We start from the raw sequence: 23,416 nt of genomic DNA, 5'->3' as shown, positions 1-23,416 counted from the left end.
CGAACGTCGAGGGATTTTAAATCCCTTGTGTCTACCAATTCCACCACCAGGGCACGCAATTCTTTATTGCGATGCCGATTACTGAAAAGTAAAACACCATCTTATGTTGACACCAATCAACATACAAAATTTGGAGCGACACACGAGGTTCGAACTCGTGACCTCAACCTTGGCAAGGTTGCGCTCTACCAGCTGAGCTAGTGTCGCATTTCATTATTCTTCTCTTGAAGTAGAGAGATAATGGAGGCGCCTCCCGGAGTCGAACCGAGGTCCACGGATTTGCAATCCGCTGCATAGCCACTCTGCCAAGGCGCCTTAGTAACTCCAATCGAATCGCTCATTGCCATCCTCTTGGGTACGGGATGCATTCTACGGATTCGAGCGGATGAGTCAATAATATTTTTGTATTTTTAATTCGTTTGAATAGATTTCATACTAAACGGGCTAAATAGCTGACTTTATGTGCAAAACACACCGTGTATCGGCTATTCAAAAGAGATCTATATCACATTAGATATCCAGTATTGATTATTTGACCTTAGGTTAAAGATCAAAAAAGCGAGCCTCAGCTCGCTTCTTCATCAATGGTGTTTTTCGTCTAACAAATCGTCTTTGGCGGCCATTAAGTATTGTGCCATCGACCAGTAGGTTAGAATCGTTGCAACGTAGAGCGCGATATAGCCAACCCAAACCATCCAATCGTCATAGCGCCAGATAAGCACCCACAACGCGAACATCTGAGAAACCGTCTTAACCTTACCGACCCAAGAAACCGCAACGCTTGCACGTTTACCGATTTCAGCCATCCATTCGCGAAGCGCAGAGATGATGATCTCGCGAGCTATCATGGTCACAGCTGGAATAGTGACCCAAATTGAGTGGTAATGCTCGGTAATCAAAATAAGAGCCGTCGCCACCAGTACTTTGTCTGCGACTGGGTCAATAAAGGCACCAAAACGAGACGTTTGCCCTAACTTACGAGCAAGCATGCCATCTAACCAGTCAGTAAAACCCGCTACCCAAAAAACCATCGCAGCAGCAAAAGGAGCCCATTGGTAAGGTAGGTAAAAAACAACAACGAATACTGGGATCAAAAATAGTCTCAGTAAGGACAAAATGTTAGGTATATTCAAACGCATATTATTGGGCTCTTATTAATTGCGCTTTAATGGTGCGGGATTTTTACTATTGTTTCAATGCTTGATAAATGTTTTCTGCCAAAGAATGACTAATGCCCGGCACTTTGGCTATTTCTTCAACAGTTGCACGCTTAAGTTCTTGTAAGCCACCCATGTATTTCAGCAAAGCTTGGCGACGCTTTGGCCCTACCCCTTCAATTCCTTCCAAGGCACTGGTTCGGCGCGTTTTACCACGCTTCGCTCTATGCCCTGCAATCGCATGATTATGGCTTTCATCACGAATATGCTGAATAAGGTGCAAAGCGGGAGCATCACTTGGCAAATTAAACTCTTCCCCTTCAAGGGTAATGAGAGTCTCTAAACCAGGTTTACGCGTCACGCCTTTGGCAATACCCATCATTCTCGGTCTGAAAGGCCAATCTCCCCAATATTGAGAAATAATCTCATGAGCGCGGTTAAGTTGCCCTTTACCCCCATCGATAAAGATGATGTCTGGGATCTTATCAACATCAAGTTGCTTCGAATAACGTCTCTCAAGCGCCTGAGCCATTGCTGCGTAATCATCACCGCCGGTAATTCCTGTGATGTTGTAACGACGATATTCGGGCTTAACAGGGCCTTCTTGATTGAACACCACACAAGATGCGATGGTACTTTCACCCATGGTATGACTGATATCGAAACATTCCATGCGCTTAATCGCATCCATCGACAGCACTTCTTGAAGTTCTTTGAAACGCTGATTAATCGTCATTTTGTGGTTAATCTTAGTGGTAATCGCCGTTAACGCATTAGTGTTCGACAATTTAAGATAACGACCACGAGTACCGGAAGGGTTTGTGTTGAAGTGGATCTTGCGACCCGCTACTTCACACAAGGCTTCCTGAATAGGAGTGACGTCTTCCATCAAATCAGCATTTAGAATCAAACGAGTTGGAATGGTTCTCGCTTCATTATGTGCTAGGTAATACTGGCTTAAGAAGCTAGAGAAAACTTCTTCACGTACCGTATTGTTTGGAATTTTAGGAAAATGGCTTCTACTGCCCAAGACTTTGCCTTGGCGAATCATCAAAATATGAATACACGCCACGCCATTCTCTTGAGCAAAGCCCAACACATCCATATCTTCCATGGAATCGTCAGAGACGTATTGCTGTTCTTGCACGCGTCGAATCGCTTGGATCTGGTCACGGAAAGTCGCAGCTTGCTCAAAACGAAGCTCACGGCTTGCTGTATCCATTTTCTCAATGAGCGTTTCAAGCACTAACTTATCTTTTCCTTGCAGGAATAAACGAACATAGTCGACCAGTTCGCTGTACTCTTCGTCAGAAATGATTGAGCTAACACATGGCGCAGCACAACGGCCAATCTGATACATCAAGCAAGGACGCGTTCTGTTGGCGTAAACCGTATCTTCACATTGGCGAGCAGGGAAGATTTTTTGGATTAAGTGTAGTGTCTCACGCACAGCGCCGGAGTCAGGGTAAGGACCAAAGTATTCACCTTTTTTCTTTTTAGCACCACGGTGCATCGACAAACGAGGATGCTTGTGACCGCTAATGAAGATATAAGGGTACGACTTATCATCACGCAGGAGCACGTTATATTTTGGCAGGTACTGCTTGATGTAGTTGTGCTCAAGAATAAGAGCTTCGGTTTCCGTGTGCGTTACAGTGACATCAATCTTGTCGATGTTGCTGACTAGAGCGCGTGTTTTTTCACTGTCGACTTTTTTACGGAAATAACTAGAAAGGCGTTTTTTGAGGTTCTTAGCTTTACCGACGTAAATAACGACAGCCTCAGCGTTATACATTCGATAAACGCCGGGCTGCTCGGTTACTGTCTTGAGGAATGAGACTGAGTCAAACAAGTTGGTCACTATACGATCTCAGTGTTAAAGGGTCTCAGTGTCTAACATTCCATGTCTAATCGCTAAGTGCGTCAGCTCTACATCACCACTGATATCCAGTTTGCTGAACAAACGGTAGCGGTAACTATTGACTGTCTTAGGACTTAGATTGAGTTGTTCTGAAATATCCGTCACTTTCTGACCTTTGGTAATCATCATCATGATTTGAAGTTCACGTTCAGATAAGTCTGCGAATGGATTTTCAGACGCAGGCGAGAACTGGCTCAAAGCCATCTGCTGCGCAATTTCTGGTGAAATGTATCGTTGGCCACTGTTGACCACTCGAATTGCATTGACCATTTCATCCGGACCTGCCCCTTTAGTAAGGTAACCAGCAGCTCCAGCTTGCATCACTTTAGTTGGAAACGGATTTTCCGTATGAACAGTTAAAACGATGATTTTAACATCAGGGTTGAAACGCAAGATCTTCTTGGTTGCTTCTAAGCCACCAATACCAGGCATATTCATATCCATCAAAATAACGTCAGTATTGTTAGTACGACACCATTTTGCAGCATCTTCACCGCTTTCAGCTTCCCCTGCTACGTTCATTCCACGGACGTCTTCAATAATACGTCGTATCCCTGTGCGAACCAGCTCGTGATCATCTACAAGGAAAACATTTATCAAACTTGTATCTCCACACTATTAATTGGCTCTGCAACCACTGTGTCGTTTCATCTGTTTGAAACAATCGGACAAAGGAACAGTGGATCGCAGCATTGAGTACATCTTAACTTAATTACTAAAAAAAAGCTCTGTTGAATATGTGCTGAAACACTAACTTTAGCAAGTACTTATTTATAAACAAGTAAACTAAAATCATAAGCTTTCACTAAAAATCAACTAGTTAAAACAACACCCAATAAAATTACATAAGATAAAGATATTTTCAATACCATTAAATGGCCATTCTCGACTATTTCACTTTTTTGCTTACAGAGTCCCGTTATCTACTGCTGTTAACAAGTATTTAATGACTATCTTCGCAGCCTATTGTGCGTAACCTGGCGCTAGATGGTAGAATTCACTCCCCCATATCAATAGGTTATTACATTGGATATTCAGCAAGGCTTTGTACTTACAAGACAGGCGAGAGATTTTTCTGGGCGTACACAAATCGACTTGTGGTTAAGCACGCCACAAGGCCCTACTCTTCTGACTATTCAAAACGAAAAGCCGGTTTTTTTTGTTGCTCAATCTGATGTGGCCGCTTGTGAGGTTATTGCGACTAAAGGGTCGATAGACTGCCAATTTAAACCGCTTGAGATCGCGACCTTCGAACAAACCCCTCTCGCGGCTTGTTATACCTCACTATCAAGAAGCAGTTTTGGGTTGGCACAAGCCTTTAACAACGAAGAAATCCAGACTTTTGAGAGCGATATTCGCCTTGCGGATCGCTTCCTAATGGAACGTTTTATCAAAGGAAGTATCGAGTTTACTGGAACGGCGGTACAAAAAAATCAACATCGTCGAGTCTCCAATGCTAAGTGCAGAGCGGGTAACTACTTACCCACGCTTTCGATGGTTTCTCTGGATATCGAATGTTCAGAAAAAGGCGTGCTCTACTCTATTGGTTTAGACAGCCCGATGGACAGCCGAGTGATCATGATTGGGGAGCCACAACAAGCCGAAACCAAGATCCAGTGGGTCGCTAATGAGAAAGCACTGCTCGAAGCGATGATCGCATGGTTCTCTGAATTTGACCCCGACATCATCATTGGTTGGAATGTCATTGACTTCGATTTCAGGCTGCTGCACAAGCGCGCAGAATGGAACGAAGTGAAGCTCAATATCGGTCGAGATAATCAACCTAGCTTCTTCCGTAGCTCAGCACAAAGCCAACAAGGCTTCATTACTATTCCAGGGCGTGTTGTCTTAGATGGCATCGATATGCTTAAAACGGCGACCTATCACTTTCGCTCATGGTCACTTGAATCAGTCTCACGCGAACTACTCGGTGAAGGTAAGGATATCCATAACGTTCATGACCGTATGGATGAGATTAATCGAATGTTCAAGTTCGATAAGCCCTCACTAGCCAAGTACAACCTGCAAGACTGTGTGTTGGTAAATCGAATCTTCGAACACACCCACCTACTCGATTTCGTTATAGAGCGCTCTCGCTTGACCGGAGTTGAGCTAGACCGTGTTGGCGGCTCTGTTGCAGCCTTTACCAATTTATATTTACCTCAGATACACAGAGCAGGTTATGTTGCCCCGAACCTAGAGCCAGAGAACTGGATTGCTAGCCCTGGTGGCTATGTGATGGACTCCATCCCTAACCTGTATGACTCCGTTCTGGTGCTCGACTTCAAAAGCCTATACCCGTCCATCATTCGTTCATTTTTGATTGACCCTATGGGGTTAATCGAAGGGTTGAAATTGGAAATCGGCCCAGCAGAAGACCAAGCCGTTGATGGGTTTCGCGGTGGGCAATTTCACCGCACCAAACACTTCTTACCAGAGATGATCGAAAACCTTTGGGCTGCTCGTGACGTCGCAAAGAAGAACAACGAAAAAGCCTTCTCTCAAGCCATTAAGATCATCATGAACTCTTTCTATGGCGTGTTAGGTTCCTCTGGCTGCCGCTTCTTTGATACTCGCTTGGCGTCATCAATCACGATGCGTGGTCATGAAATCATGAAACAAACCAAAGTTCTGATCGAAGACAAGGGCTACCAAGTAATTTATGGGGATACCGACTCGACCTTCGTTTCCCTCAATGGCAGTTATGACCAAGAGCAAGCTGACGAGATTGGCCATAAACTGGTCGCTTATATTAACAACTGGTGGACTGAGCACCTGAAAGAGACCTATAACCTGGCCTCAATTCTTGAATTAGAATACGAGACCCACTATCGAAAGTTCCTGATGCCAACCATTCGTGGTTCGGAAACAGGCTCGAAGAAGCGCTATGCAGGTTTAATCAACCAAGGCGACCAAGAGAAGATCATTTTCAAAGGGCTTGAGAGTGCGCGAACAGACTGGACACCACTCGCGCAACAGTTCCAACAAACCTTGTATGAAATGGTCTTCCACGACCAAGACCCAACCGACTACGTCAGACAGTTTGTTGATGAGACTTCAGCAGGTAAGCATGACGACTTGCTGGTTTACCAAAAGCGCCTGCGTCGCAAGTTGCATGAGTACCAAAAGAACATTCCGCCACAAGTTCGGGCTGCCAGAATGGCTGATGAGGTCAATGCAAAACTAGGGCGCCCACTTCAGTACCAAAACAAAGGACGTATTGAATACTTGATTACCTTGAATGGCCCAGAGCCCAAAGAGTATTTGAAGAGTGGTATCGATTATCAGCATTACATCGATAAGCAGATTAAACCGGTGGCAGAAGCAATCTTGCCTTTCATTGGTTTAGATTTTGAGAGAGTCAGTGGGCAGCAATTAGGCTTATTCTAAGATTCGTATCGAGGTTCAATCAAAACAAAAAAGCAGAGGAATGTTCAATTCGCTCTGCTTTTTATATCTGTAGGTTACGAAGTTCTATCCGATTCGAAACTCTGTTTTCTGATATTGCTTAACCAGCCATTCCCCAAACCCATCCAGAATGCCAATCACTGAACGTTTCGGAATCGGTCGGCCTGAAAGCAATATACCCAGTCGTTGGATTTCGACTTCTCTGTCTGGGTGATACTTCAAGAACTGCTGACCACAAGCAACGGGGTTATCAAACCAATACTTATCACGATACATTACCAAAGAGTAGCTCGCACGTAGCAGCTTCTTGGCGATGATCACTTGCGCTGCGACTTGCTGTTCAGGCGTTGTTGCTCGCGCAATTTTGTTTCGATATACCGCTAACCAGTTTTCAACGTCCATATTCCAATGCTTGGCTATTTCCCAACTGGTTTCGAAATCACCATAACAATCTGATAAGTCTTCACCGTATACACACACCGACAGGTGCTTGAGCATAAAACCCCACGTGAAGATATTGTCGAAGTCGACCACTTCACTCACCAATGTGGTTTTTATTGCCACTTGAGTGACTTGAGGAAAGCTCTTTTGGAAGCGCCATTTAATGGTGTTTAACAGCGTAGTTCGCTGCTCAGGAAACGGACGGTGTGTCACCACAACCACGTCAAGATTTGAGCGACCAGCTACAGCTTGCTTGCGAGCAACACTGCCATAAATATAGACACTGTGAAGATTAGAACCCAGCCCACCTTTTAAGAAGGTAATCAGATCGTTAACCACAGGTTGAAATTCGGGTTGAAAAGGCTGTGTAGGGTCAATAACAGGTAACTGCATAGGTCGTTTCGGCAAATAAAATCATGATTTAACTGTGACTCTATGATCGCTTAGGTGACTTTATGATTCAAGCTATTCCTATTTATAGCATCTCCGAGATATAATCAGCGGATAGACCCACTAAGGACAAACACAAAATGCCTAGAGCAAGTGAAATTAAAAAAGGTTTTGCTATCACAGTAGAAAGCAAAACAGTCATTGTTAAAGATATCGAAGTAACAACACCAGGTGGCCGTGGCGGTCAAAAGATTTACCGTTTCCGTGGTAACGACGTAGCAACTGGCGTTAAAACTGAAGTTCGCCACAAGGCTGACGAAATCGTTGAAACGATCGATGTAACAAAGCGTGCAGTAATGTTCTCTTACGTTGATGGCAACGAGTACATCTTCATGGACAACGAAGATTACACACAATTCATCTTCAACGGTGAAACTATCGAAGACGAACTACTGTTCATCAACGAAGACACTCAAGGTATGTACGCTATCCTTATCGACGGCAACGCAGCAACACTTGAGCTACCAACGTCTGTTGAGCTAGTTATCGAAGAGACTGACCCTTCAATCAAAGGTGCATCAGCGTCTGCTCGTACTAAGCCTGCTCGTCTTTCTACAGGTCTTACTATCCAAGTGCCTGAGTACATCGCGACTGGCGACAAAGTAGTAGTAAACACTGCTGAACGTAAATACATGAACCGCGCAAGCTAAGATACTTATTATGACCGAAGCTAACGACCTAATGTCTTATGACGACGCAATTGATACTGCATACGACATCTTCCTAGAGATGGCACCCGATAACCTTGAACCTGCAGATGTGATTCTATTCACGGCTCAGTTTGAAGACCGTGGCGCTGCAGAGCTTGTTGAAACAGGTGATGATTGGGTTGAACATGTTGGCTTTGAAGTCGACAAAGAAATCTACGCAGAAGTGCGCATTGGTCTTGTGAATGAAGCTGATGACGTTCTAGACGACGTATTTGCTCGAATGCTAATCAGCCGTGACCCGGAGCATAAGTTCTGTCACATGCTGTGGAAGCGCGACTAATTCGACTGCTAACGCTCAACTTCATGAGTAAACAAGCACTCATGTAAACGAGTTAAAAATCTAGCCGAGCCACTTGCTCGGCTATTTTTATCACGCTACTTCCCTGCATGAGAACTCTCTTTCTTTATCAACTTTATATTCACTGATATGACCAAAGCAAAAACAGACACACAATCCAAAGGCTATGCCTGCATTGGCCTAGTTAACCCAAAGACGCCTGAAAACGTAGGCTCTGTAATGCGAGCGGCTGGCTGCTACGGCGCTAACTCTGTGTTCTACACAGGCACACGCTACGATCATGCGCGAAAATTCCATACCGACACCAAAGAGAAGCACTTAGAGCTGCCACTGATTGGCGTTGAAGAGCTGAAAGACATTATTCCAGTAGGCTGCGTGCCTGTGGCCGTTGATCTGATTGAAGGTGCGAAGCCTCTACCGGATTACAAACACCCACCACGCGCGTTTTATATTTTTGGCCCAGAAGATGGCACGCTAAAGAAAGAGATCACTGATTTCTGCCGCGACACGATTTACGTTCCAACCAATGGTTGCATGAACCTCGCTGCATCTGTGAACGTGGTGCTTTACGACCGCTTGGCGAAGGGTGATAACTTTTCGAATCATAAGTAGAAGATACGAGATACGAACAGATTATAGATGCGCGTAAACGAGATAAGAGATGCGAAGAGCACGCTTACTGCGTTTATGGCAGCATGTTTTCGATACTCGGTTACTCGCATCCCGCATCTTCTATTTGTTCAGATGTAAAAAAACCTGCTAAGTTAGCAGGTTTTTTAGTATTCAGTGCTTTAAAACAATAACGCTTTAAGCTTAAGAAGTCATGTAATTACTGACGTGTTCTTGGCTTAGCTGGTTTAGCTGGACGACCATTGTTCATCTTTGGCTTGCTTTTGTTAGCCTGAGGCTTGCCTTTTGCTGCTGGTGCACTGCGACCTGAATCAGGTGTTGTAGTACCACGAGTAGCTGGCTTCTTACGTTTAGCTTGGTTGCTACGGCCTTTTGGCGCATTTGCGCGCTCTTCGTGACGCTTAACAGCACGACGAATTTTCTGGCTACGAGAACGCTCACGCTTGCGAGAAGTGTTTGAAGGATCAAGGTCCAACAGTGTCTCTTTCTCTGGCTTAAGTTCTACAAGCTCACGCAGGTAGTTTACTTCTTGAAGATCTAGCTCTTTCCAACCGCCACGAGGCAGTTTCTTGTCAAGGTAGATATCACCGTAACGTACACGCTTCAAGCGGCTTACTGTTGTTTCTTGTGATTCCCAAAGACGACGAACCTCACGGTTACGACCTTCGTTAATCGCTACGTAGAAAGTATGGTTCATACCTTCACCACCAGCGTAAACCACATCTTCGAAACGAGCCATGCCGTCTTCTAGTTCAACACCGCGCACAAGGTTCTTAACCTTCTGCTCAGTAACTTCACCAAATACACGTACTAGGTACTCACGCTCAACCTGACGGCTTGGGTGCATTAGACGGTTTGCAAGTTCACCATCGGTTGTGAAAAGCAAAAGACCAGACGTGTTCGCATCAAGACGACCAACCGAAATCCAACGAGAACCACGGATCTTAGGTAGACGATCGAAAACTGTGCGGCGACCTTCAGGATCATGACGAGTACATAGCTCACCTTCAGGTTTGTAGTAAGCAAGTACACGACAAACCACTTCTTCAGACGCTTTACCTGAAACAGTATGGCCATCGATACGGATCACTGAGTTCTCGTCTTCAAGACGCTCGCCCAGTTTCGCAACTTGCCCGTTAACACTTACACGGCCAGATTTGATTAAACCTTCTAGTTCACGACGAGAACCGTGACCAGCTCGCGCTAAAACCTTCTGTAATTTTTCGCTCATTTACTCTTTTCTACCTAATTGTCGTCTTCACAGACGTCGAATGAATTTTTCGCGACCAAATCGCGGTCGCGTATTATCGCAAATTACCTGCCAAAAAGCACTTGTTATTTACTTATGGCAGGCGCTCTGTATCGTTACAGACTGTTAACCAGTAATGCGATTATTCAAACGGCGCTGGATCACCGGCACCACGGCGCAGAATGACAGCATCATCGTCGCTGAAGTCAATCACTGTGGTCGGTTGTTCACCTAAGTAGCCACCATTCAAAATAACATCAACAGCGTGTTCTAGGCTGTCGCGAATTTCTTCTGGATCCGACTCTGTTGTCTCATTACCCGGTAAGATAAGAGACGTAGACATCAATGGCTCACCCATCGCTTCTAACAGGTCTAGAGCGATCTTGTTGTCTGGTACACGAATACCAATGGTTTTACGTTTCGCGTTCATCAAACGCTTTGGCACTTCTTTGGTCGCTTTAAAAATAAACGTATAAGCACCTGGCGTATGAGCCTTAAGCAGACGAAAAGCAACGTTATCTACGCGTGCATACAGTGACAGCTCAGACAAGTCACGGCATAACAGAGTGAAGTTATGCTTATCGTCGATACGACGAATCTTACAAATACGTTCTAGTGCTTGTTTGTTCTCAAGCTGACAACCCAGCGCATAGCCTGAGTCTGTTGGATAAACCACAACACCGCCATTACGAACAATCGCAACCGCTTGATTGATTAAACGTGCTTGTGGGTTATCTGGGTGTACATAAAAAAACTGGCTCATTATTGATCCTCGTTATCGAATCTCTCGACTCTATCATCAGAAGGAGCTGCTTCACTTAGATACTGACATCGCTATCAGATGGTGAAACCGTTTGAAACTCCCAATCTTTCCATACTTCTTCGACCCCAGAAGGTAGCCAGAGATTGCGTCCAAGTTCCATCCAAGGAGATGGATAATGGAAGTCGCTGCCTTGGGAGGCTAATAGTTTGTATTGTATAGCATAATCCGCAAGAGTGCGTCTTTCTTGTTGTGCTTGTTGAGGTTGTGCCACTTCCATCGCGTCGCCTTTTGCCTCAACAAATGCAGTCAGTAGACGCTTAACCCACTTAGCAGTAAAACCATATCGGCCTGGGTGCGCTAATACCGCTTGCCCACCAGCGGCGTGAATGGCCGTGACAGCATCACTCATTGAGCACCAAGTTGGTGGCACGTAACCCGGGTTATTGCGAGTAAGAAACTTTTTGAACACTTGCTGCATGGTTTTCGCATAACCGTTATCGACTAGCCACTTAGCAAAATGGGCGCGAGTGATCGGTGCATCGCCAGCAATCAACTTAACCTCTTCTAATACCCCTTCGCGTGTTGCTTTCTCAAGGCGCTGGGCAATCAGTTCGGCACGGCCAATACGGTGCTGCTTCTGTTGTTCAATAAGAGCTTTCAGCTCTGGAGACTCAGGGTCAACGTTTAAACCGACAATGTGGATATCTTTGTTTTGCCATACTGTGGAGATTTCGATGCCGTTAATCAGCTGAATAGGAAGATTGTTATCCGCAATATAGTTGCGCGCTTCAGCAAGCCCATCCGTCGTATCATGATCTGTAATCGCTAACGCTTCGATGTTAAAGCTTAGCGCTCGGTCAATTAGCTCAGGTGGAGTAAGTCGGCCATCTGAGGCTGTTGTATGACTATGTAGATCAATTCTCATATATTCTTTTTCATTGTTTTCAATTTTTATCGTTATATTTGTGTCAACACACTTGACCCGCAAGCAGAAAACTAGTTAACTAGTACACAAATACGAAGTATCACATTTGATAGGTTCACCATGTTACAAGAATTTAACCAAGACCATAAAGATAAAGTTTTAGAACTTTCTTCAGTAGAAGCAAGTTCAGAGCTTAATTGGTGGCGCACTTGGACAAGTTCTTGGTGGGCTAACGTATACTTCTAATTAAACAGTTTGTTTATAAAAAAGTTATCACTAAGCCCGCTTCCATAGCGGGCTTTTTAATTTGTCGAACATCTCACATTCAACTGACTAACAAATCATCGAATTGACCATATTCTAGATTGGGTGAAAGGTATCTTTATGCGACTATGTACGGCAGGAAATTTAAAGAATCATAAAGGAGGTCTTGTGAACAAGGCCATTGAAATCAAAAAGCTGGGAACCATTGAGGTCATCAATTCTTCAGTTCCTTACTCGCAAGATCCAACCAGTGTTTTCCATACCTTGTGTGAAAACAAAACAGACAGTTTGCTGTTGGAATCTGCTGAGATTGAATCTAAACAGAACCTGACAAGCCTACTCCTTATCGACTCTGCTGTTCGCATTGTATGCCGCGAACATGAAGTAACCTTTCAAGCCCTGACTAAAAACGGTCAAGCGCTTATCGAACACCTAACTCAAAACGTGAAAGCAGAGATTAAATCTGATTTGACGGATAACTTACTGACGCTGACTTTTGTTGAGCCGAGCAACGAATTAGACGAAGACTCACGCTTAAGAGAAGCTTCTTCTTTCGATGCACTACGTTTGGTTCAGCACAGCTTTGAGCAAGACGCTGATAATAAGCACGCGTTATTCATGGCTGGCCTATTCGCTTACGACATCGTGGCGAACTTTGAACCGCTAGGCGATGCTGAAGCAACCAACAACTGCCCTGACTTTGTATTCTACGTGGCTGAAACCCTGCTTCGTTTCGACCACCAAGAGAACCAAGGTCTGCTTCACGCAAGCTTGTTCGCTCAAGACGACAGCATCAAAGCACAACTAACTGAGCGTTTAGCCGACATTCAAACACAATGTCAGTCACTCAAAGCCATCACGGAAGTGACGCCACTAGACAACGTGGAAGCGGTACCAAGCGTTTCTGATGAAGATTTCTGTCAAACGGTTCGTGACCTAAAAGAATACGTAGTAAAAGGCGATGTGTTCCAAGTCGTACCATCACGCCGCTTCACGCTGCCTTGCCCTGCTCCACTAGCCGCTTACAAAGAGCTTAAGCAAAGCAACCCAAGCCCTTACATGTTCTACATGCAAGATGAGCTATTTACGCTGTTTGGTGCTTCTCCAGAAAGCGCGCTGAAATACGAAACTGAAACCAACCAAATTGAGATCTACCCAATTGCGGGGACTCGTCGTCGCGGTAAGCGTCCTGATGGTCAAATCGATTTCGACCTAGACAGCCGTATCGAGCTTGAACTGCGCACCGACAAGAAAGAAAACGCTGAGCACATGATGCTTGTCGACCTAGCACGTAACGATGTGGCACGTATTGCCGAAGCCGGCACTCGCCACGTGGCAGACCTGCTAAAAGTAGACCGCTACAGCCATGTCATGCACTTGGTTTCTCGTGTTGTTGGTCAGCTACGTGAAGATTTAGATGCCCTACACGCTTACCAAGCTTGTATGAATATGGGCACCCTAACAGGCGCGCCAAAAATCCGTGCAATGCAGCTTATCCGTGATGTAGAAAAAACGCGTCGTGGTAGCTATGGCGGTGCGGTAGGTTACCTAACAGGTGAAGGCACGTTAGATACCTGTATCGTAATTCGTTCTGCTTACGTTGAAGGTGGTGTGGCACAAGTGCAAGCTGGCGCAGGTGTAGTGTTCGACTCAGATCCACAAGCAGAAGCCGATGAAACTCGCGGCAAAGCGCAAGCGGTCATCTCAGCGATTCAAGCTGCACATACTAAAACCATCTCTAACAAGAAGGAGTCGTAATCATGGCTGATATTGTATTCATCGATAACTTCGACTCGTTCACTTACAACCTTGTAGACCAGTTCCGCTCATTGGGTCACAACGTAAAAATATACCGTAACAACATCTCTGCAAAGGTAGTGGAAGCGGCAATCAACGAACTAGACAACCCTGTTGCTCTACTTTCACCAGGTCCTGGCGCTCCAGCAGACGCGGGCTGCATGCCTGAGTTAATTCAGCTGCTAAAAGGCAAGGTGCCAATGATTGGTATCTGCTTAGGTCACCAAGCGATCGTTGAAGCTTATGGAGGCACCGTTGCAGGCGCAGGCGAAATCATTCATGGTAAGGTGTCGATGATGGAGCACCAAAATCATGCGACTTACCAAGGCTTACCTTCTCCACTGGCTATTGCTCGCTACCACTCTCTGGTTGCTACCCATGTATCAGATAGCCTAACGGTAACCGCTGAAGTCGATGGTTTGGTCATGTCTGTGGTTCAAGAACAAGACAAAGTATGTGGATTCCAATTCCACCCAGAATCAATTATGACAACCTACGGTGCAACGCTTCTAGCGAACGCTATCGAATGGGCTCTTGAGAAGAACGACACTCTTGATAAAAAGGCTAACTAGGAAACGATCATGGAACAGATTAATAAACTTTACGAACAGCAGTCTCTTACTCAAGAAGAAAGCCAACAGTTATTCGACGTTATCATCAAGGGTGAACTAGACCCAATCCTGATGGCTTCTGCACTGACTGCACTGAAAATCAAAGGCGAGACACCGGACGAAATCGCCGGTGCGGCGAAAGCACTGCTTGCTAATGCAAACCCGTTCCCACGCCCAGATTATGATTTTGCAGACATCGTAGGTACAGGTGGCGACGGTCATAACACCATTAATATTTCGACGACTTCAGCATTCGTTGCTGCAGCATGTGGTTTAAAAGTCGCGAAACACGGTAACCGCAGTGTATCGAGCAAATCAGGCTCTTCTGACCTACTGGATTCGTTTGGCATCAACCTAGCGATGACGGCGGAAGACACGCGTACGGCTGTCGATGAGCTTGGCGTAGCATTCCTATTTGCTCCGCAATACCACGGTGGCGTGCGTCACGCGATGCCAGTTCGTCAAACGATGAAAACACGTACTATCTTCAATATCCTTGGCCCACTGATTAACCCTGCTCGCCCTAACATCGAGCTAATGGGTGTTTACAGCAAAGAGCTTGTTCGCCCTATCGCAGAAACCATGCTGCAAATGGGTATGAAGCGCGCGGCGGTTGTTCACGGTAGCGGACTTGACGAAGTAGCCATTCACGGAGAAACCATCGTTGCTGAAATTAAAGATGGTGCAATTCACGAATATACTGTGACACCAGCAGACTTTGGTTTGAACACTCACCCGCTTGAAGCTATCAAGGGCGGGGAGCCAGAAGAAAACAAAGCTATCACAACAGATATCCTGACGGGTAAAGGCACTGAAGCCCAAGTTGGCGCAGTAGCCGTAAACGTTGCTCTATTGATGCGCCTATTTGGTCACGAAGACCTAAAAGCCAACGCACAACAGGCCATTGACGCGATGAACTCTGGCAAAGCCTACGAGCTTGTACAAAAGCTTGCTGCTCACGCTTAACGAACGACGAATTGAGACAAAGAACATGACACAGACTACCGAAAAACTGTCGACCCACGTTTCAGTTAAAGAAGCTGAAATGGCGGAAGTATTAGCAAAAATCGTTCGTGATAAATACCAATGGGTTGAAGCGCGTAAACAAGCTCAGCCACTGGAAGGATTTAAAGCAGCGTTAACCGCAGCAGACCGCAGTTTTTATGATGCACTGAGCGGCGAACAGACGGTTTTCATTACTGAATGTAAAAAGGCATCACCGTCAAAAGGTTTGATCCGTGACGAGTTCGACCTGGACTACATTGCATCGGTTTACAACAACCACGCTAACGCAATTTCAGTGCTGACCGACGAAAAATACTTCCAAGGTGACTTTGAGTTTTTACCTAAGGTTCGCAGCATCGCTAAGCAGCCAATCCTGTGTAAAGACTTCATGGTGGATACCTACCAAGTTTACTTAGCTCGTCACTACTCGGCAGATGCTATCTTGTTGATGCTATCGGTGCTGAATGACGAAGAGTACCAAGCTCTTGCTGAGGTTGCTCACTCACTCAACATGGGTGTCCTTACTGAAGTCAGCAACGAAGAAGAGTTGCATCGCGCAGTCGCTCTGAACGCTAAGGTGATCGGCATTAACAACCGTAACCTGCGTGACCTGTCGACGGATTTGAATCGTACAAAAGAACTAGCCCCACTACTGCGTGAACTAGCACCTAATGCAGTCGTAATTTCAGAGTCTGGTATCTACACACACCAACAAGTGCGTGACCTTTCAACATTTGCAGATGGCTTCCTAATTGGTAGCTCTCTTATGGCTGAAAAGAACCTTGAACTGGCCGTTCGTAAAGTAACGCTAGGCGAAAACAAGGTGTGTGGTTTAACTCATCCTGACGATGCTGCCAAAGCGTATCAAGCTGGCGCGGTATTCGGTGGTCTGATTTTCGTGGAAGCGTCTAAGCGTCATGTGGATATCGAAGCGGCTCGTTTAACGATGAGCGGTGCGCCATTGAACTACGTGGGTGTGTTACAAAACCACAGCGTGGCAGATGTGGCTAACACGGTTTCTGAGCTCGGTTTGTTCGCTGTACAACTGCACGGAGATGAGTCTCAAGCCTATGTTGATGAGCTAAAACAATCACTGCCTGAAAAAGTTGAGATCTGGAAAGCTTACGGTGTGGCTTGCGACGCAGAGAGCGCGTTACCAGAATTACTGGAAAGCAACGTGACTCGTCACCTGCTAGATACTAAAGTGGGTTCTCAAACTGGCGGTACCGGTCAAGCGTTCGATTGGAGCCTGATCAACAACCAAAACGCAATCATGTTGGCCGGTGGTCTAAACCCAGAAAATGCTAACCAAGCGGCTAAGTTGGGCTGTTTAGGGTTAGACCTAAATTCTGGTGTTGAATCTGCTCCAGGTAAAAAAGACGCAGACAAACTGCAACGCGCTTTTGCAGAGATTCGTAATTACTAGTCAGGCTTTTAAAAGCAATAATCAGCACTAGAGCTAGAAAGCGGAAATTAAAACATATTTGTGAGCTTTGCCTTAGCGAGGCTCAAACAAGACTAAAAGACTTGGTGTGAAGACACGCCAATAGAATTGAAGGAATAAGATAATGGCTAAACTCGATGCCTACTTCGGTGAATACGGTGGTCAATACGTACCGCAGATCCTAGTGCCAGCACTAGACCAACTTGAACAAGCATTTATCGATGCACAAGCCGATCCTGAGTTCCGCAGTGAATTCATGACGCTTCTTCAAGAGTACGCGGGTCGTCCAACGGCACTAACGCTAACTCGCAACCTAACTAAAGGTACAAAGACCAAACTTTACCTAAAACGTGAAGACCTACTTCACGGTGGTGCACACAAAACCAACCAGGTACTTGGTCAGGCTCTACTTGCTAAGCGTATGGGCAAAAATGAAATCATCGCTGAAACAGGTGCGGGTCAACACGGTGTTGCGACGGCTCTCGCTTGTGCTCTATTGGGTCTTAAGTGTCGCGTTTACATGGGTGCTAAAGACGTTGAACGTCAAAGCCCGAACGTGTTCCGTATGAAGCTAATGGGCGCAGAGGTTATCCCTGTTCATTCTGGTTCTTCTACGCTAAAAGATGCATGTAACGAAGCACTTCGTGACTGGTCTGCAACTTATGAAGATGCACACTACCTACTAGGTACGGCTGCAGGTCCTCACCCATTCCCAACCATCGTTCGTGACTTCCAACGCATGATTGGTGAAGAAACCAAGAACCAAATTCTAGCTCGTGAAGGTCGCCTTCCTGATGCTGTTATCGCTTGTGTTGGCGGCGGTTCAAACGCTATCGGTATGTTCGCTGATTTTATCGAAGAAGAAACGGTTCGCTTAATCGGTGTTGAGCCAGCGGGTAAAGGTATTGATACCGACCAACACGGCGCGCCGCTTAAACATGGTAAAACGGGTATCTTCTTTGGTATGAAAGCACCGTTGATGCAAGATGAGAACGGCCAAGTAGAAGAGTCTTACTCTGTATCTGCGGGGCTAGATTTCCCATCAGTTGGCCCTCAACACGCGCACCTGAACGCAATTGGCCGTGCTGAATACGAAAACGTAACCGATGATGAAGCGCTAGAAGCGTTCCAATCTATCGCACGTAATGAAGGTATCCTCGCAGCGCTAGAGTCATCTCATGCTTTAGCTCATGCAATTAAAATGGCTCACGACGAACCAGAAAAAGAACAACTATTAGTCGTTAACTTGTCTGGTCGTGGTGACAAAGACATTTTCTCTGTACACGACATCCTTAAAGAGAAAGGAGCACTATAATGGATCGCTATCAATCACTATTCACTCGCTTAGCTGAAAAGAATCAGGGTGCATTTGTACCATTCGTAACGGTTGGCGATCCTAACGCTGAACAGTCTATTAAGATCATGGAAACTTTGGTTGAAGCAGGTGCTGACGCCCTTGAACTTGGTATCCCATTCTCAGATCCACTGGCTGATGGTCCAACAATCCAAGGTGCGAACATTCGTGCGTTAGATTCTAAAGTAACGCCGGATGTGTGTTTTAATCTTATTGGTCAAATCCGCGCGAAATACCCAGAGCTACCAATTGGCCTACTGATGTACGCGAACTTGGTTTACGCACGTGGTATTGAGAACTTCTACGAGCGTTGTGCGAATGCTGGTATCGATTCAGTATTGATTGCAGACGTACCAACCAACGAAAGTGGTGAGTTTGTTGCGGCAGCGAAGAAGTTTGGTGTTCACCCAATCTTCATTGCTCCGCCAACAGCGAGTGATGAAACGCTCAAGTCTGTTTCAGAACTAGGTGGTGGCTACACTTACCTACTTTCTCGTGCTGGCGTAACAGGCGCAGAAACTAAAGCAAACATGCCAGTAACCGCACTGCTTGACCGTTTGAACAAGTTTGATGCGCCACCGGCACTGCTTGGTTTCGGTATCTCGGCTCCTGAGCAGGTAAAAGAAGCTATTCAAGCAGGTGCTGCCGGCGCAATCTCTGGCTCAGCGGTTGTGAAAATCATTGAAAACAACGTTGAACAACCAGAAGAAATGCTTAAAACACTAGCAGAGTTCGTTGCGCCGATGAAAGCGGCAACACAGAAGTAATGGTTAGCACCTACTAAACACGACGTTAAATTCAAAAGGCGCCACAGATGTGGCGCCTTTTTTATTGCCGCTAGAAACCCTGGCTAATCATCGGATTTCATCGCTTTCTTAATCGCAGCCTCATTTAGCGTCGCTTTTATTGGATCAGTGATTTTATCCACTAAATCGACAGGCATGGGAAATACGATGGTGGTGGTACGCTCATTCGCCACTTCGGTCAATGTCTGCATATAACGCAATTGGATGGCATTAGGCGCTTTGTTTAGCACATCGGCGGCTTCCCTTAGCTTGGTGGATGCTTCAAGCTCACCAGTCGCGTGTATTACCTTAGCTCGACGAGAACGTTCTGCCTCTGCTTGTTTAGCCAGAGCACGCACCATGCTGTCATCCAGATCGACATGCTTGATCTCAACGTTGGCGATCTTGATCCCCCAGTTATCGGTGTGTTGATCAAGAATCGATTGGAGATCTCTGTTGAGCTCTTCACGTTCAGACAACAATTCATCTAACTCATGCTGACCTAAAACCGATCTCAGTGTGGTTTGAGAAAGCTGACTGGTCGCTTCGAGATAGTTCTCAACATTATTGATCGCCATCTTAGGATCCAGCACTCTGAAGTAAACCACAGCGTTAACCTTCACTGACACGTTATCTCTGGTGATCAAATCTTGTGTGGGAACATCCAATACAATGGTTCGTAGATCGACTCGCACCATTTGTTGAATGAAAGGAATGATGATAATTAATCCTGGCCCTTTCACGTCATAAAAGCGCCCGAGGAAGAAGACCACTGCACGCTCGTACTCGCGTAGTACTCTGAACATACTGGCGATCAGCAAGACAACCAGCACGATGACAATACCTATAGTGTGTATAAACATAACCGCCCCCTAATGGTAACGATGACTCAACAATGAATAATTCTTTCGAGTTGATCCTCTCATCAAGCACTAACCAATTTTCGATGATGTCTCATCAGGAAGAGCTTCAACATCTAAAGAAAGCCCTGTTAGCTTGGTGACTCTGATATTCTGCCCTGCTTGCAGTTCACTGGTGCATTGAGCTTGCCAAATTTCGCCAGCAACAAGCACTCGCCCCGCGCCAGGAAAACCGCTGACTACCTTGCCTGTCTCACCGACCACCGCTTCCATCCCAGTGGTCACAGGCTTGCTTCTTACTCGAGCTAACATAGAGAGTGTTACGACGATAAAGGCAACGGAGAACAAACTTATCCCGATAATTAGCGGTAATGCGATTTGGTAGCCAGGTACTTCAGTGTCCATCAACATGATGGAACCGAGTGAAAACGCAGCTACGCCACCCAAGCCGAAAATACCAAAACTCGGACTAAAGGCTTCGGCGACCATCAAGGCGATACCGAGCAAAATGAGGGCGAGACCTGCATAGCTCACAGGCAACATTTGTAAGGAATACATCGCCAGCACCAAACAGATGCCACCAAGCACCCCTGGCAACCCGACACCTGGGTTATAAAACTCAAGCAGCAGACCATAAATACCAATCAGCATTAAGATATAAGCGACGTTTGGATTCGTAATCACAGAAAGCAAACTAAAGCGCCAATCTTGTTCTCGCTCGACAAAGGCCACGTCATTAAGTTCTATGTCCTGATTGATGCCATTAATCATGATGGTGCGACCGTTACTCATTTCCACCAGCTGTTGCAGGTCACTGGCAACAAAATCAATCACATTCAGCTCAAGGGCATTCTCGGAATCCAAACTCGCCGCTTCTCTTACCGCTTTTTCTGCCCACTCTTCATTTCGATTGTGTAGCTTCGCCAAACTGACAATGTAAGCCGCAGCGTCATTAATCACCTTCTTCTCCATCGCGGTGGTCGCTTTTACCTGCTCTGAACTCTCTTCTTTGAGTGCACCCTGCTCATCGGCAGTGGCATTGTCGTCTTTATTGGTGTCATCTTGTGGAGATAACGGATTGGTTGGCGCTTTCCCTCCGCCAAGTGACACTGGAGTAGCTGCACCCAAATTGGTTCCGGGAGCCATAGAAGCGATGTGGCTAGCAAGCAAAATGTAAGTCCCTGCACTTGCCGCACGTGAACCGGCAGGTCCAACCCAAGTCGCGACAGGAACAGGTGAAGTAGTAATGGCTCGGATGATGTCACGCATCGACGTATCTAACCCGCCGGGCGTGTTCATTTTTAATATGATGAGCTTGGCTTGCTCTTTGTGGGCTTGTTCAATCTCTCTTGTGAGGTAATCACTGGTTGCAGGACCAATACCTCCATTCACCTCAATAACCCAGACATCATCGGCCTGAGCAAACACAGAGCTGAACAACAGAAGAAATGCAAACAAGTACTTTAAGATAAAAGTCATGTCCCTCTCCTTACAACTGAGATGCTAGATAGACGTTTTATTTAAAGCGCAGAGGTAACATCTTGGTAATAAATAGATACCTTAAGCATAGTTCAGGCTAAATTTCGCACAACACACTCACTTAAGTTCACCACCTTCTGCCTGCTCAAAAAAAGCCCTAACTTGAAAAGAAAATGTTAATAGGTGTTTATCAACATCAGACAACCAAATTCATTCACAAAACACGCAGTCAGAACGCTTTTATAAATCAACCAAATATCACTCTAAGAAAAAACCAAAGCAAACGTTTGCTTTGGTATAAAAAAACACCAAATAACGTTAAGCCTACAATTTTTGGCGCACTTTCATCTCAGCTCATATTGATAAATGTAAAGGATACGTGTAAAACTCTTCGCGAAATATTTATCCAATGGTACATCGTACATTGGTCAGTAGTTCTGGGAATTTTATATTTAGTAGCACAGAGGTTATGGAAGTGTTAAAAGAAAAGAGTTTACTAAGCAACATTGGCGTTCAAGTCGTTATTGCAATGTTCATCGGTACCCTAGTCGGTGCGATGATGGGTGACAGCGCAACAATGTTCGCTCCACTGGGTGCTATCTTCATCAACTTGATCAAGATGCTGGTTATCCCTCTCGTTGCGGTTGCCCTAATTTCAGGTGCAGCAGGCCTAGGCAACAGCTCATCTGCTGGTAAGGTTGGTATCACAACCTTAGGTTACTTTGCACTAACGTCTGCACTTGCTGTAGCACTAGCGCTTGTAATGGGTGAAGTGTTCGAACCAGGTCGTGGTATCGATGTTTCTGGCGTAGAAGGCATGTTCTCTTCTGAATACGCTGCGAAAGGCGAACTACCAACGTTTTGGGCAACCATCACTGGCATGATCCCTACTAACGTTTTCCAATCATTGAACGAAGCAAACATTCTGCAAATCCTAGTTTTCTGCTTATTCTTTGGTATCGCACTTTCTAAGCAAGCGAAAGAAAAACGTGATCCTATCATCAATGGCGTAAACGCGATTGTTGATGCTATGGTTTGGATGATCAACAAAGTGATGATCATCGCACCACTTGGCGTATTTGGCCTAATGGCTGAAGCAGTTGGTACATTCGGTTTTGGCGCACTAATGGTTGTATTCAAACTGTTTGTTGTTTACATCGCTGCGATCCTAATCTTCGGCTTTGTTGCTTACCCACTAATGATTCAAATCTTCACTAAGACTTCAGCTAAGAAGTTCCTAGTTGCAATGAAGAAGCCTCAAGCGGTTGCTCTTTCAACAGCATCTTCAATGGCTACACTGCCTGTAACCATGGACACTGTAGAAAACGAGCTTGGTGTACGTAACTCTACGGCTTCGTTCGTTCTACCTCTAGGTGCAACGATCAACATGTCTGGTAACGCAATTTACTACGGCCTAGTGGCTATCTTCTTCGCACAGCTGTTCAACATCGACCTATCTATGGGTGCTTACGTTGCTATCATCGTAACATCGACATTAGGCGCAGTTGGCCAAGCAGGTGTTCCAGGTCCTTCTTTCCTAGTTGTTGCGGTTCTTCTAGCGGCTGGTATCCCTATCGAAGGTCTACCTCTGTTGTTCGCTCTAGACCGTATCTTCGACATGATTCGTACAGCACTGAACATCACTGGTGATGCAGCATGTGCAGTGATCGTTGACTCTCTAATTGAAGACGAAGCGAAAGAAGCTGAGCTACAAAAACAACAAGCATAAGTTTCGATTACGTCGGAAAACAAAAAGCCACTCTATGAACTGACCCCCAATAGTTGGACACCAATTATTGGGGGTCTTTTTATGTCCAAATATAGCCGAGAGCTAAAATGTATCATTGCTAAGCAATATTTAGATG

At 45.6% G+C, this 23,416-nt stretch carries 21 protein-coding genes, 2 tRNA genes and 1 other annotated feature; of the genes, 12 read left to right on the top strand and 11 right to left on the bottom strand.

The genetic code is table 11. The features are described 5' to 3' along the window. Positions 1–131 precede the first annotated feature (131 nt). The 5 genes from F0251_RS23530 to uvrY form a co-directional block, all read right to left on the bottom strand. Positions 132–207, bottom strand: a tRNA-Gly gene (locus F0251_RS23530). A gap of 34 nt (positions 208–241) precedes the next feature. Continuing rightward, a tRNA-Cys gene (locus F0251_RS23525) sits at positions 242–315 on the bottom strand. 266 nt (positions 316–581) lie between these two features. Then, the gene (gene pgsA, locus F0251_RS23520) at positions 582–1,139 is read right to left on the bottom strand and encodes a CDP-diacylglycerol--glycerol-3-phosphate 3-phosphatidyltransferase (RefSeq protein ID WP_019821134.1); all 558 of its coding nucleotides are present in this window, start codon (positions 1,137–1,139) and stop codon (positions 582–584) included. Positions 1,140–1,185: 46 nt separating this feature from the next. Then, a complete protein-coding gene (uvrC, locus tag F0251_RS23515; protein ID WP_116871876.1) occupies positions 1,186–3,018 on the bottom strand; it encodes an excinuclease ABC subunit UvrC in 1,833 nt (610 codons plus the stop codon). Between the two features lie 15 nt (positions 3,019–3,033). Beyond that, positions 3,034–3,678: a UvrY/SirA/GacA family response regulator transcription factor gene (uvrY, locus tag F0251_RS23510; protein ID WP_004729778.1), complete on the bottom strand. Its 645-nt coding sequence runs from the start codon at positions 3,676–3,678 to the stop codon at positions 3,034–3,036. Positions 3,679–4,104: 426 nt separating this feature from the next. On the opposite strand from uvrY, the gene F0251_RS23505 reads away from it, so the two are divergent. After that, a complete protein-coding gene (locus tag F0251_RS23505; RefSeq protein WP_171731936.1) occupies positions 4,105–6,468 on the top strand; it encodes a DNA polymerase II in 2,364 nt (787 codons plus the stop codon). A gap of 84 nt (positions 6,469–6,552) precedes the next feature. On the opposite strand, the gene F0251_RS23500 is transcribed toward F0251_RS23505, so the two are convergent. Next, a complete protein-coding gene (locus F0251_RS23500) occupies positions 6,553–7,320 on the bottom strand; it encodes an elongation factor P (RefSeq protein WP_019821130.1) in 768 nt (255 codons plus the stop codon). Positions 7,321–7,457: 137 nt separating this feature from the next. Here F0251_RS23500 and yeiP point away from each other — a divergent pair, with 137 nt between their 5' ends. From yeiP to F0251_RS23485, 3 genes are all read left to right on the top strand, one after another. Beyond that, positions 7,458–8,027 (top strand): elongation factor P-like protein YeiP, encoded by a 570-nt coding sequence (yeiP, locus tag F0251_RS23495; RefSeq protein WP_004741259.1) that lies wholly within the window; start codon positions 7,458–7,460, stop codon positions 8,025–8,027. A 10-nt stretch (positions 8,028–8,037) separates the two neighbouring features. Continuing rightward, positions 8,038–8,367, top strand: coding sequence for an HI1450 family dsDNA-mimic protein (locus F0251_RS23490; protein ID WP_004741258.1), 330 nt, complete (start codon positions 8,038–8,040; stop codon positions 8,365–8,367). 147 nt (positions 8,368–8,514) lie between these two features. Further along, a complete protein-coding gene (locus F0251_RS23485; RefSeq protein ID WP_004741257.1) occupies positions 8,515–8,997 on the top strand; it encodes an RNA methyltransferase in 483 nt (160 codons plus the stop codon). A 217-nt stretch (positions 8,998–9,214) separates the two neighbouring features. Here the strand turns inward: F0251_RS23485 and rluB are convergent, their stop codons facing one another. From rluB to F0251_RS23470, 3 genes are all read right to left on the bottom strand, one after another. Then, complete coding sequence (rluB, locus tag F0251_RS23480; RefSeq protein ID WP_004741256.1) at positions 9,215–10,246, bottom strand: 23S rRNA pseudouridine(2605) synthase RluB; 1,032 nt, start codon at positions 10,244–10,246, stop codon at positions 9,215–9,217. A gap of 160 nt (positions 10,247–10,406) precedes the next feature. Beyond that, positions 10,407–11,027 carry an L-threonylcarbamoyladenylate synthase gene (locus F0251_RS23475; RefSeq protein ID WP_004741255.1) on the bottom strand — a complete coding sequence of 207 codons (621 nt, stop codon included), beginning with the start codon at positions 11,025–11,027 and terminating at the stop codon, positions 10,407–10,409. A gap of 55 nt (positions 11,028–11,082) precedes the next feature. Then, positions 11,083–11,952, bottom strand: a complete 870-nt coding sequence (locus tag F0251_RS23470; RefSeq protein ID WP_008224411.1) for a PHP domain-containing protein — start codon at positions 11,950–11,952, stop codon at positions 11,083–11,085. A gap of 120 nt (positions 11,953–12,072) precedes the next feature. Here F0251_RS23470 and F0251_RS23465 point away from each other — a divergent pair, with 120 nt between their 5' ends. The 7 genes from F0251_RS23465 (at position 12,073) to trpA (ending at position 19,194) form a co-directional block, all read left to right on the top strand. Beyond that, positions 12,073–12,198 (top strand): hypothetical protein, encoded by a 126-nt coding sequence (locus F0251_RS23465; RefSeq protein ID WP_004741253.1) that lies wholly within the window; start codon positions 12,073–12,075, stop codon positions 12,196–12,198. Next, positions 12,145–12,259: a sequence feature (Trp leader region), on the top strand. It overlaps the preceding gene by 54 nt. Before the next feature lie 125 nt (positions 12,260–12,384). Then, positions 12,385–13,974, top strand: a complete 1,590-nt coding sequence (locus F0251_RS23460) for an anthranilate synthase component 1 (RefSeq protein ID WP_171731935.1) — start codon at positions 12,385–12,387, stop codon at positions 13,972–13,974. 2 nt (positions 13,975–13,976) lie between these two features. Then, positions 13,977–14,585: an aminodeoxychorismate/anthranilate synthase component II gene (locus tag F0251_RS23455; protein ID WP_019821126.1), complete on the top strand. Its 609-nt coding sequence runs from the start codon at positions 13,977–13,979 to the stop codon at positions 14,583–14,585. Between the two features lie 9 nt (positions 14,586–14,594). Next, a complete protein-coding gene (trpD, locus tag F0251_RS23450) occupies positions 14,595–15,590 on the top strand; it encodes an anthranilate phosphoribosyltransferase (protein ID WP_012604340.1) in 996 nt (331 codons plus the stop codon). 25 nt (positions 15,591–15,615) lie between these two features. Continuing rightward, positions 15,616–17,055, top strand: coding sequence for a bifunctional indole-3-glycerol-phosphate synthase TrpC/phosphoribosylanthranilate isomerase TrpF (gene trpCF, locus F0251_RS23445; RefSeq protein ID WP_171731934.1), 1,440 nt, complete (start codon positions 15,616–15,618; stop codon positions 17,053–17,055). 142 nt (positions 17,056–17,197) lie between these two features. Next, positions 17,198–18,388: a tryptophan synthase subunit beta gene (trpB, locus tag F0251_RS23440; RefSeq protein WP_061032809.1), complete on the top strand. Its 1,191-nt coding sequence runs from the start codon at positions 17,198–17,200 to the stop codon at positions 18,386–18,388. After that, complete coding sequence (trpA, locus tag F0251_RS23435) at positions 18,388–19,194, top strand: tryptophan synthase subunit alpha (protein ID WP_105057348.1); 807 nt, start codon at positions 18,388–18,390, stop codon at positions 19,192–19,194. The genes trpB and trpA overlap by 1 nt, the downstream gene beginning before the upstream one ends. Positions 19,195–19,277: 83 nt before the next feature. Here trpA and F0251_RS23430 read toward each other — a convergent pair whose 3' ends face one another. Together F0251_RS23430 and F0251_RS23425 are read right to left on the bottom strand one after the other, a co-directional pair. Then, complete coding sequence (locus F0251_RS23430) at positions 19,278–20,075, bottom strand: slipin family protein (protein WP_061032811.1); 798 nt, start codon at positions 20,073–20,075, stop codon at positions 19,278–19,280. A 69-nt stretch (positions 20,076–20,144) separates the two neighbouring features. Beyond that, on the bottom strand, positions 20,145–21,551 hold the full coding sequence (locus F0251_RS23425; protein ID WP_105057349.1) for a nodulation protein NfeD: 1,407 nt from the start codon (positions 21,549–21,551) through the stop codon (positions 20,145–20,147). Between the two features lie 409 nt (positions 21,552–21,960). Here F0251_RS23425 and F0251_RS23420 point away from each other — a divergent pair, with 409 nt between their 5' ends. After that, entirely contained in the window at positions 21,961–23,280 is a 1,320-nt protein-coding gene (locus F0251_RS23420) for a dicarboxylate/amino acid:cation symporter (RefSeq protein ID WP_313956300.1), read from the top strand. The last annotated feature ends 136 nt before the right edge of the window (positions 23,281–23,416 follow it).

It is taken from the genome of Vibrio sp. 070316B (assembly GCF_013114115.1).
Classification (GTDB): domain Bacteria; phylum Pseudomonadota; class Gammaproteobacteria; order Enterobacterales; family Vibrionaceae; genus Vibrio; species Vibrio chagasii_B.
Note: the sequence above shows the minus strand (reverse complement) of the source record. Positions and strands in the feature narration are given on the sequence as shown.

What these genes read in the sequence shown, in the direction of transcription:
- pgsA (WP_019821134.1), bottom strand. Translation starts at nt 1,139, where the DNA reads ATGCGTTTGAATATACCTAACATTTTGTCCTTACTGAGACTATTTTTG.
- F0251_RS23500 (WP_019821130.1), bottom strand. Translation starts at nt 7,320, where the DNA reads ATGCAGTTACCTGTTATTGACCCTACACAGCCTTTTCAACCCGAATTT.
- yeiP (WP_004741259.1), top strand. Translation starts at nt 7,458, where the DNA reads ATGCCTAGAGCAAGTGAAATTAAAAAAGGTTTTGCTATCACAGTAGAA.
- F0251_RS23490 (WP_004741258.1), top strand. Translation starts at nt 8,038, where the DNA reads ATGACCGAAGCTAACGACCTAATGTCTTATGACGACGCAATTGATACT.
- F0251_RS23485 (WP_004741257.1), top strand. Translation starts at nt 8,515, where the DNA reads ATGACCAAAGCAAAAACAGACACACAATCCAAAGGCTATGCCTGCATT.
- rluB (WP_004741256.1), bottom strand. Translation starts at nt 10,246, where the DNA reads ATGAGCGAAAAATTACAGAAGGTTTTAGCGCGAGCTGGTCACGGTTCT.
- F0251_RS23475 (WP_004741255.1), bottom strand. Translation starts at nt 11,027, where the DNA reads ATGAGCCAGTTTTTTTATGTACACCCAGATAACCCACAAGCACGTTTA.
- F0251_RS23470 (WP_008224411.1), bottom strand. Translation starts at nt 11,952, where the DNA reads ATGAGAATTGATCTACATAGTCATACAACAGCCTCAGATGGCCGACTT.
- F0251_RS23465 (WP_004741253.1), top strand. Translation starts at nt 12,073, where the DNA reads ATGTTACAAGAATTTAACCAAGACCATAAAGATAAAGTTTTAGAACTT.
- F0251_RS23455 (WP_019821126.1), top strand. Translation starts at nt 13,977, where the DNA reads ATGGCTGATATTGTATTCATCGATAACTTCGACTCGTTCACTTACAAC.
- trpD (WP_012604340.1), top strand. Translation starts at nt 14,595, where the DNA reads ATGGAACAGATTAATAAACTTTACGAACAGCAGTCTCTTACTCAAGAA.
- trpCF (WP_171731934.1), top strand. Translation starts at nt 15,616, where the DNA reads ATGACACAGACTACCGAAAAACTGTCGACCCACGTTTCAGTTAAAGAA.
- trpB (WP_061032809.1), top strand. Translation starts at nt 17,198, where the DNA reads ATGGCTAAACTCGATGCCTACTTCGGTGAATACGGTGGTCAATACGTA.
- trpA (WP_105057348.1), top strand. Translation starts at nt 18,388, where the DNA reads ATGGATCGCTATCAATCACTATTCACTCGCTTAGCTGAAAAGAATCAG.
- F0251_RS23430 (WP_061032811.1), bottom strand. Translation starts at nt 20,075, where the DNA reads ATGTTTATACACACTATAGGTATTGTCATCGTGCTGGTTGTCTTGCTG.
- F0251_RS23425 (WP_105057349.1), bottom strand. Translation starts at nt 21,551, where the DNA reads ATGACTTTTATCTTAAAGTACTTGTTTGCATTTCTTCTGTTGTTCAGC.
- F0251_RS23420 (WP_313956300.1), top strand. Translation starts at nt 21,961, where the DNA reads ATGGTACATCGTACATTGGTCAGTAGTTCTGGGAATTTTATATTTAGT.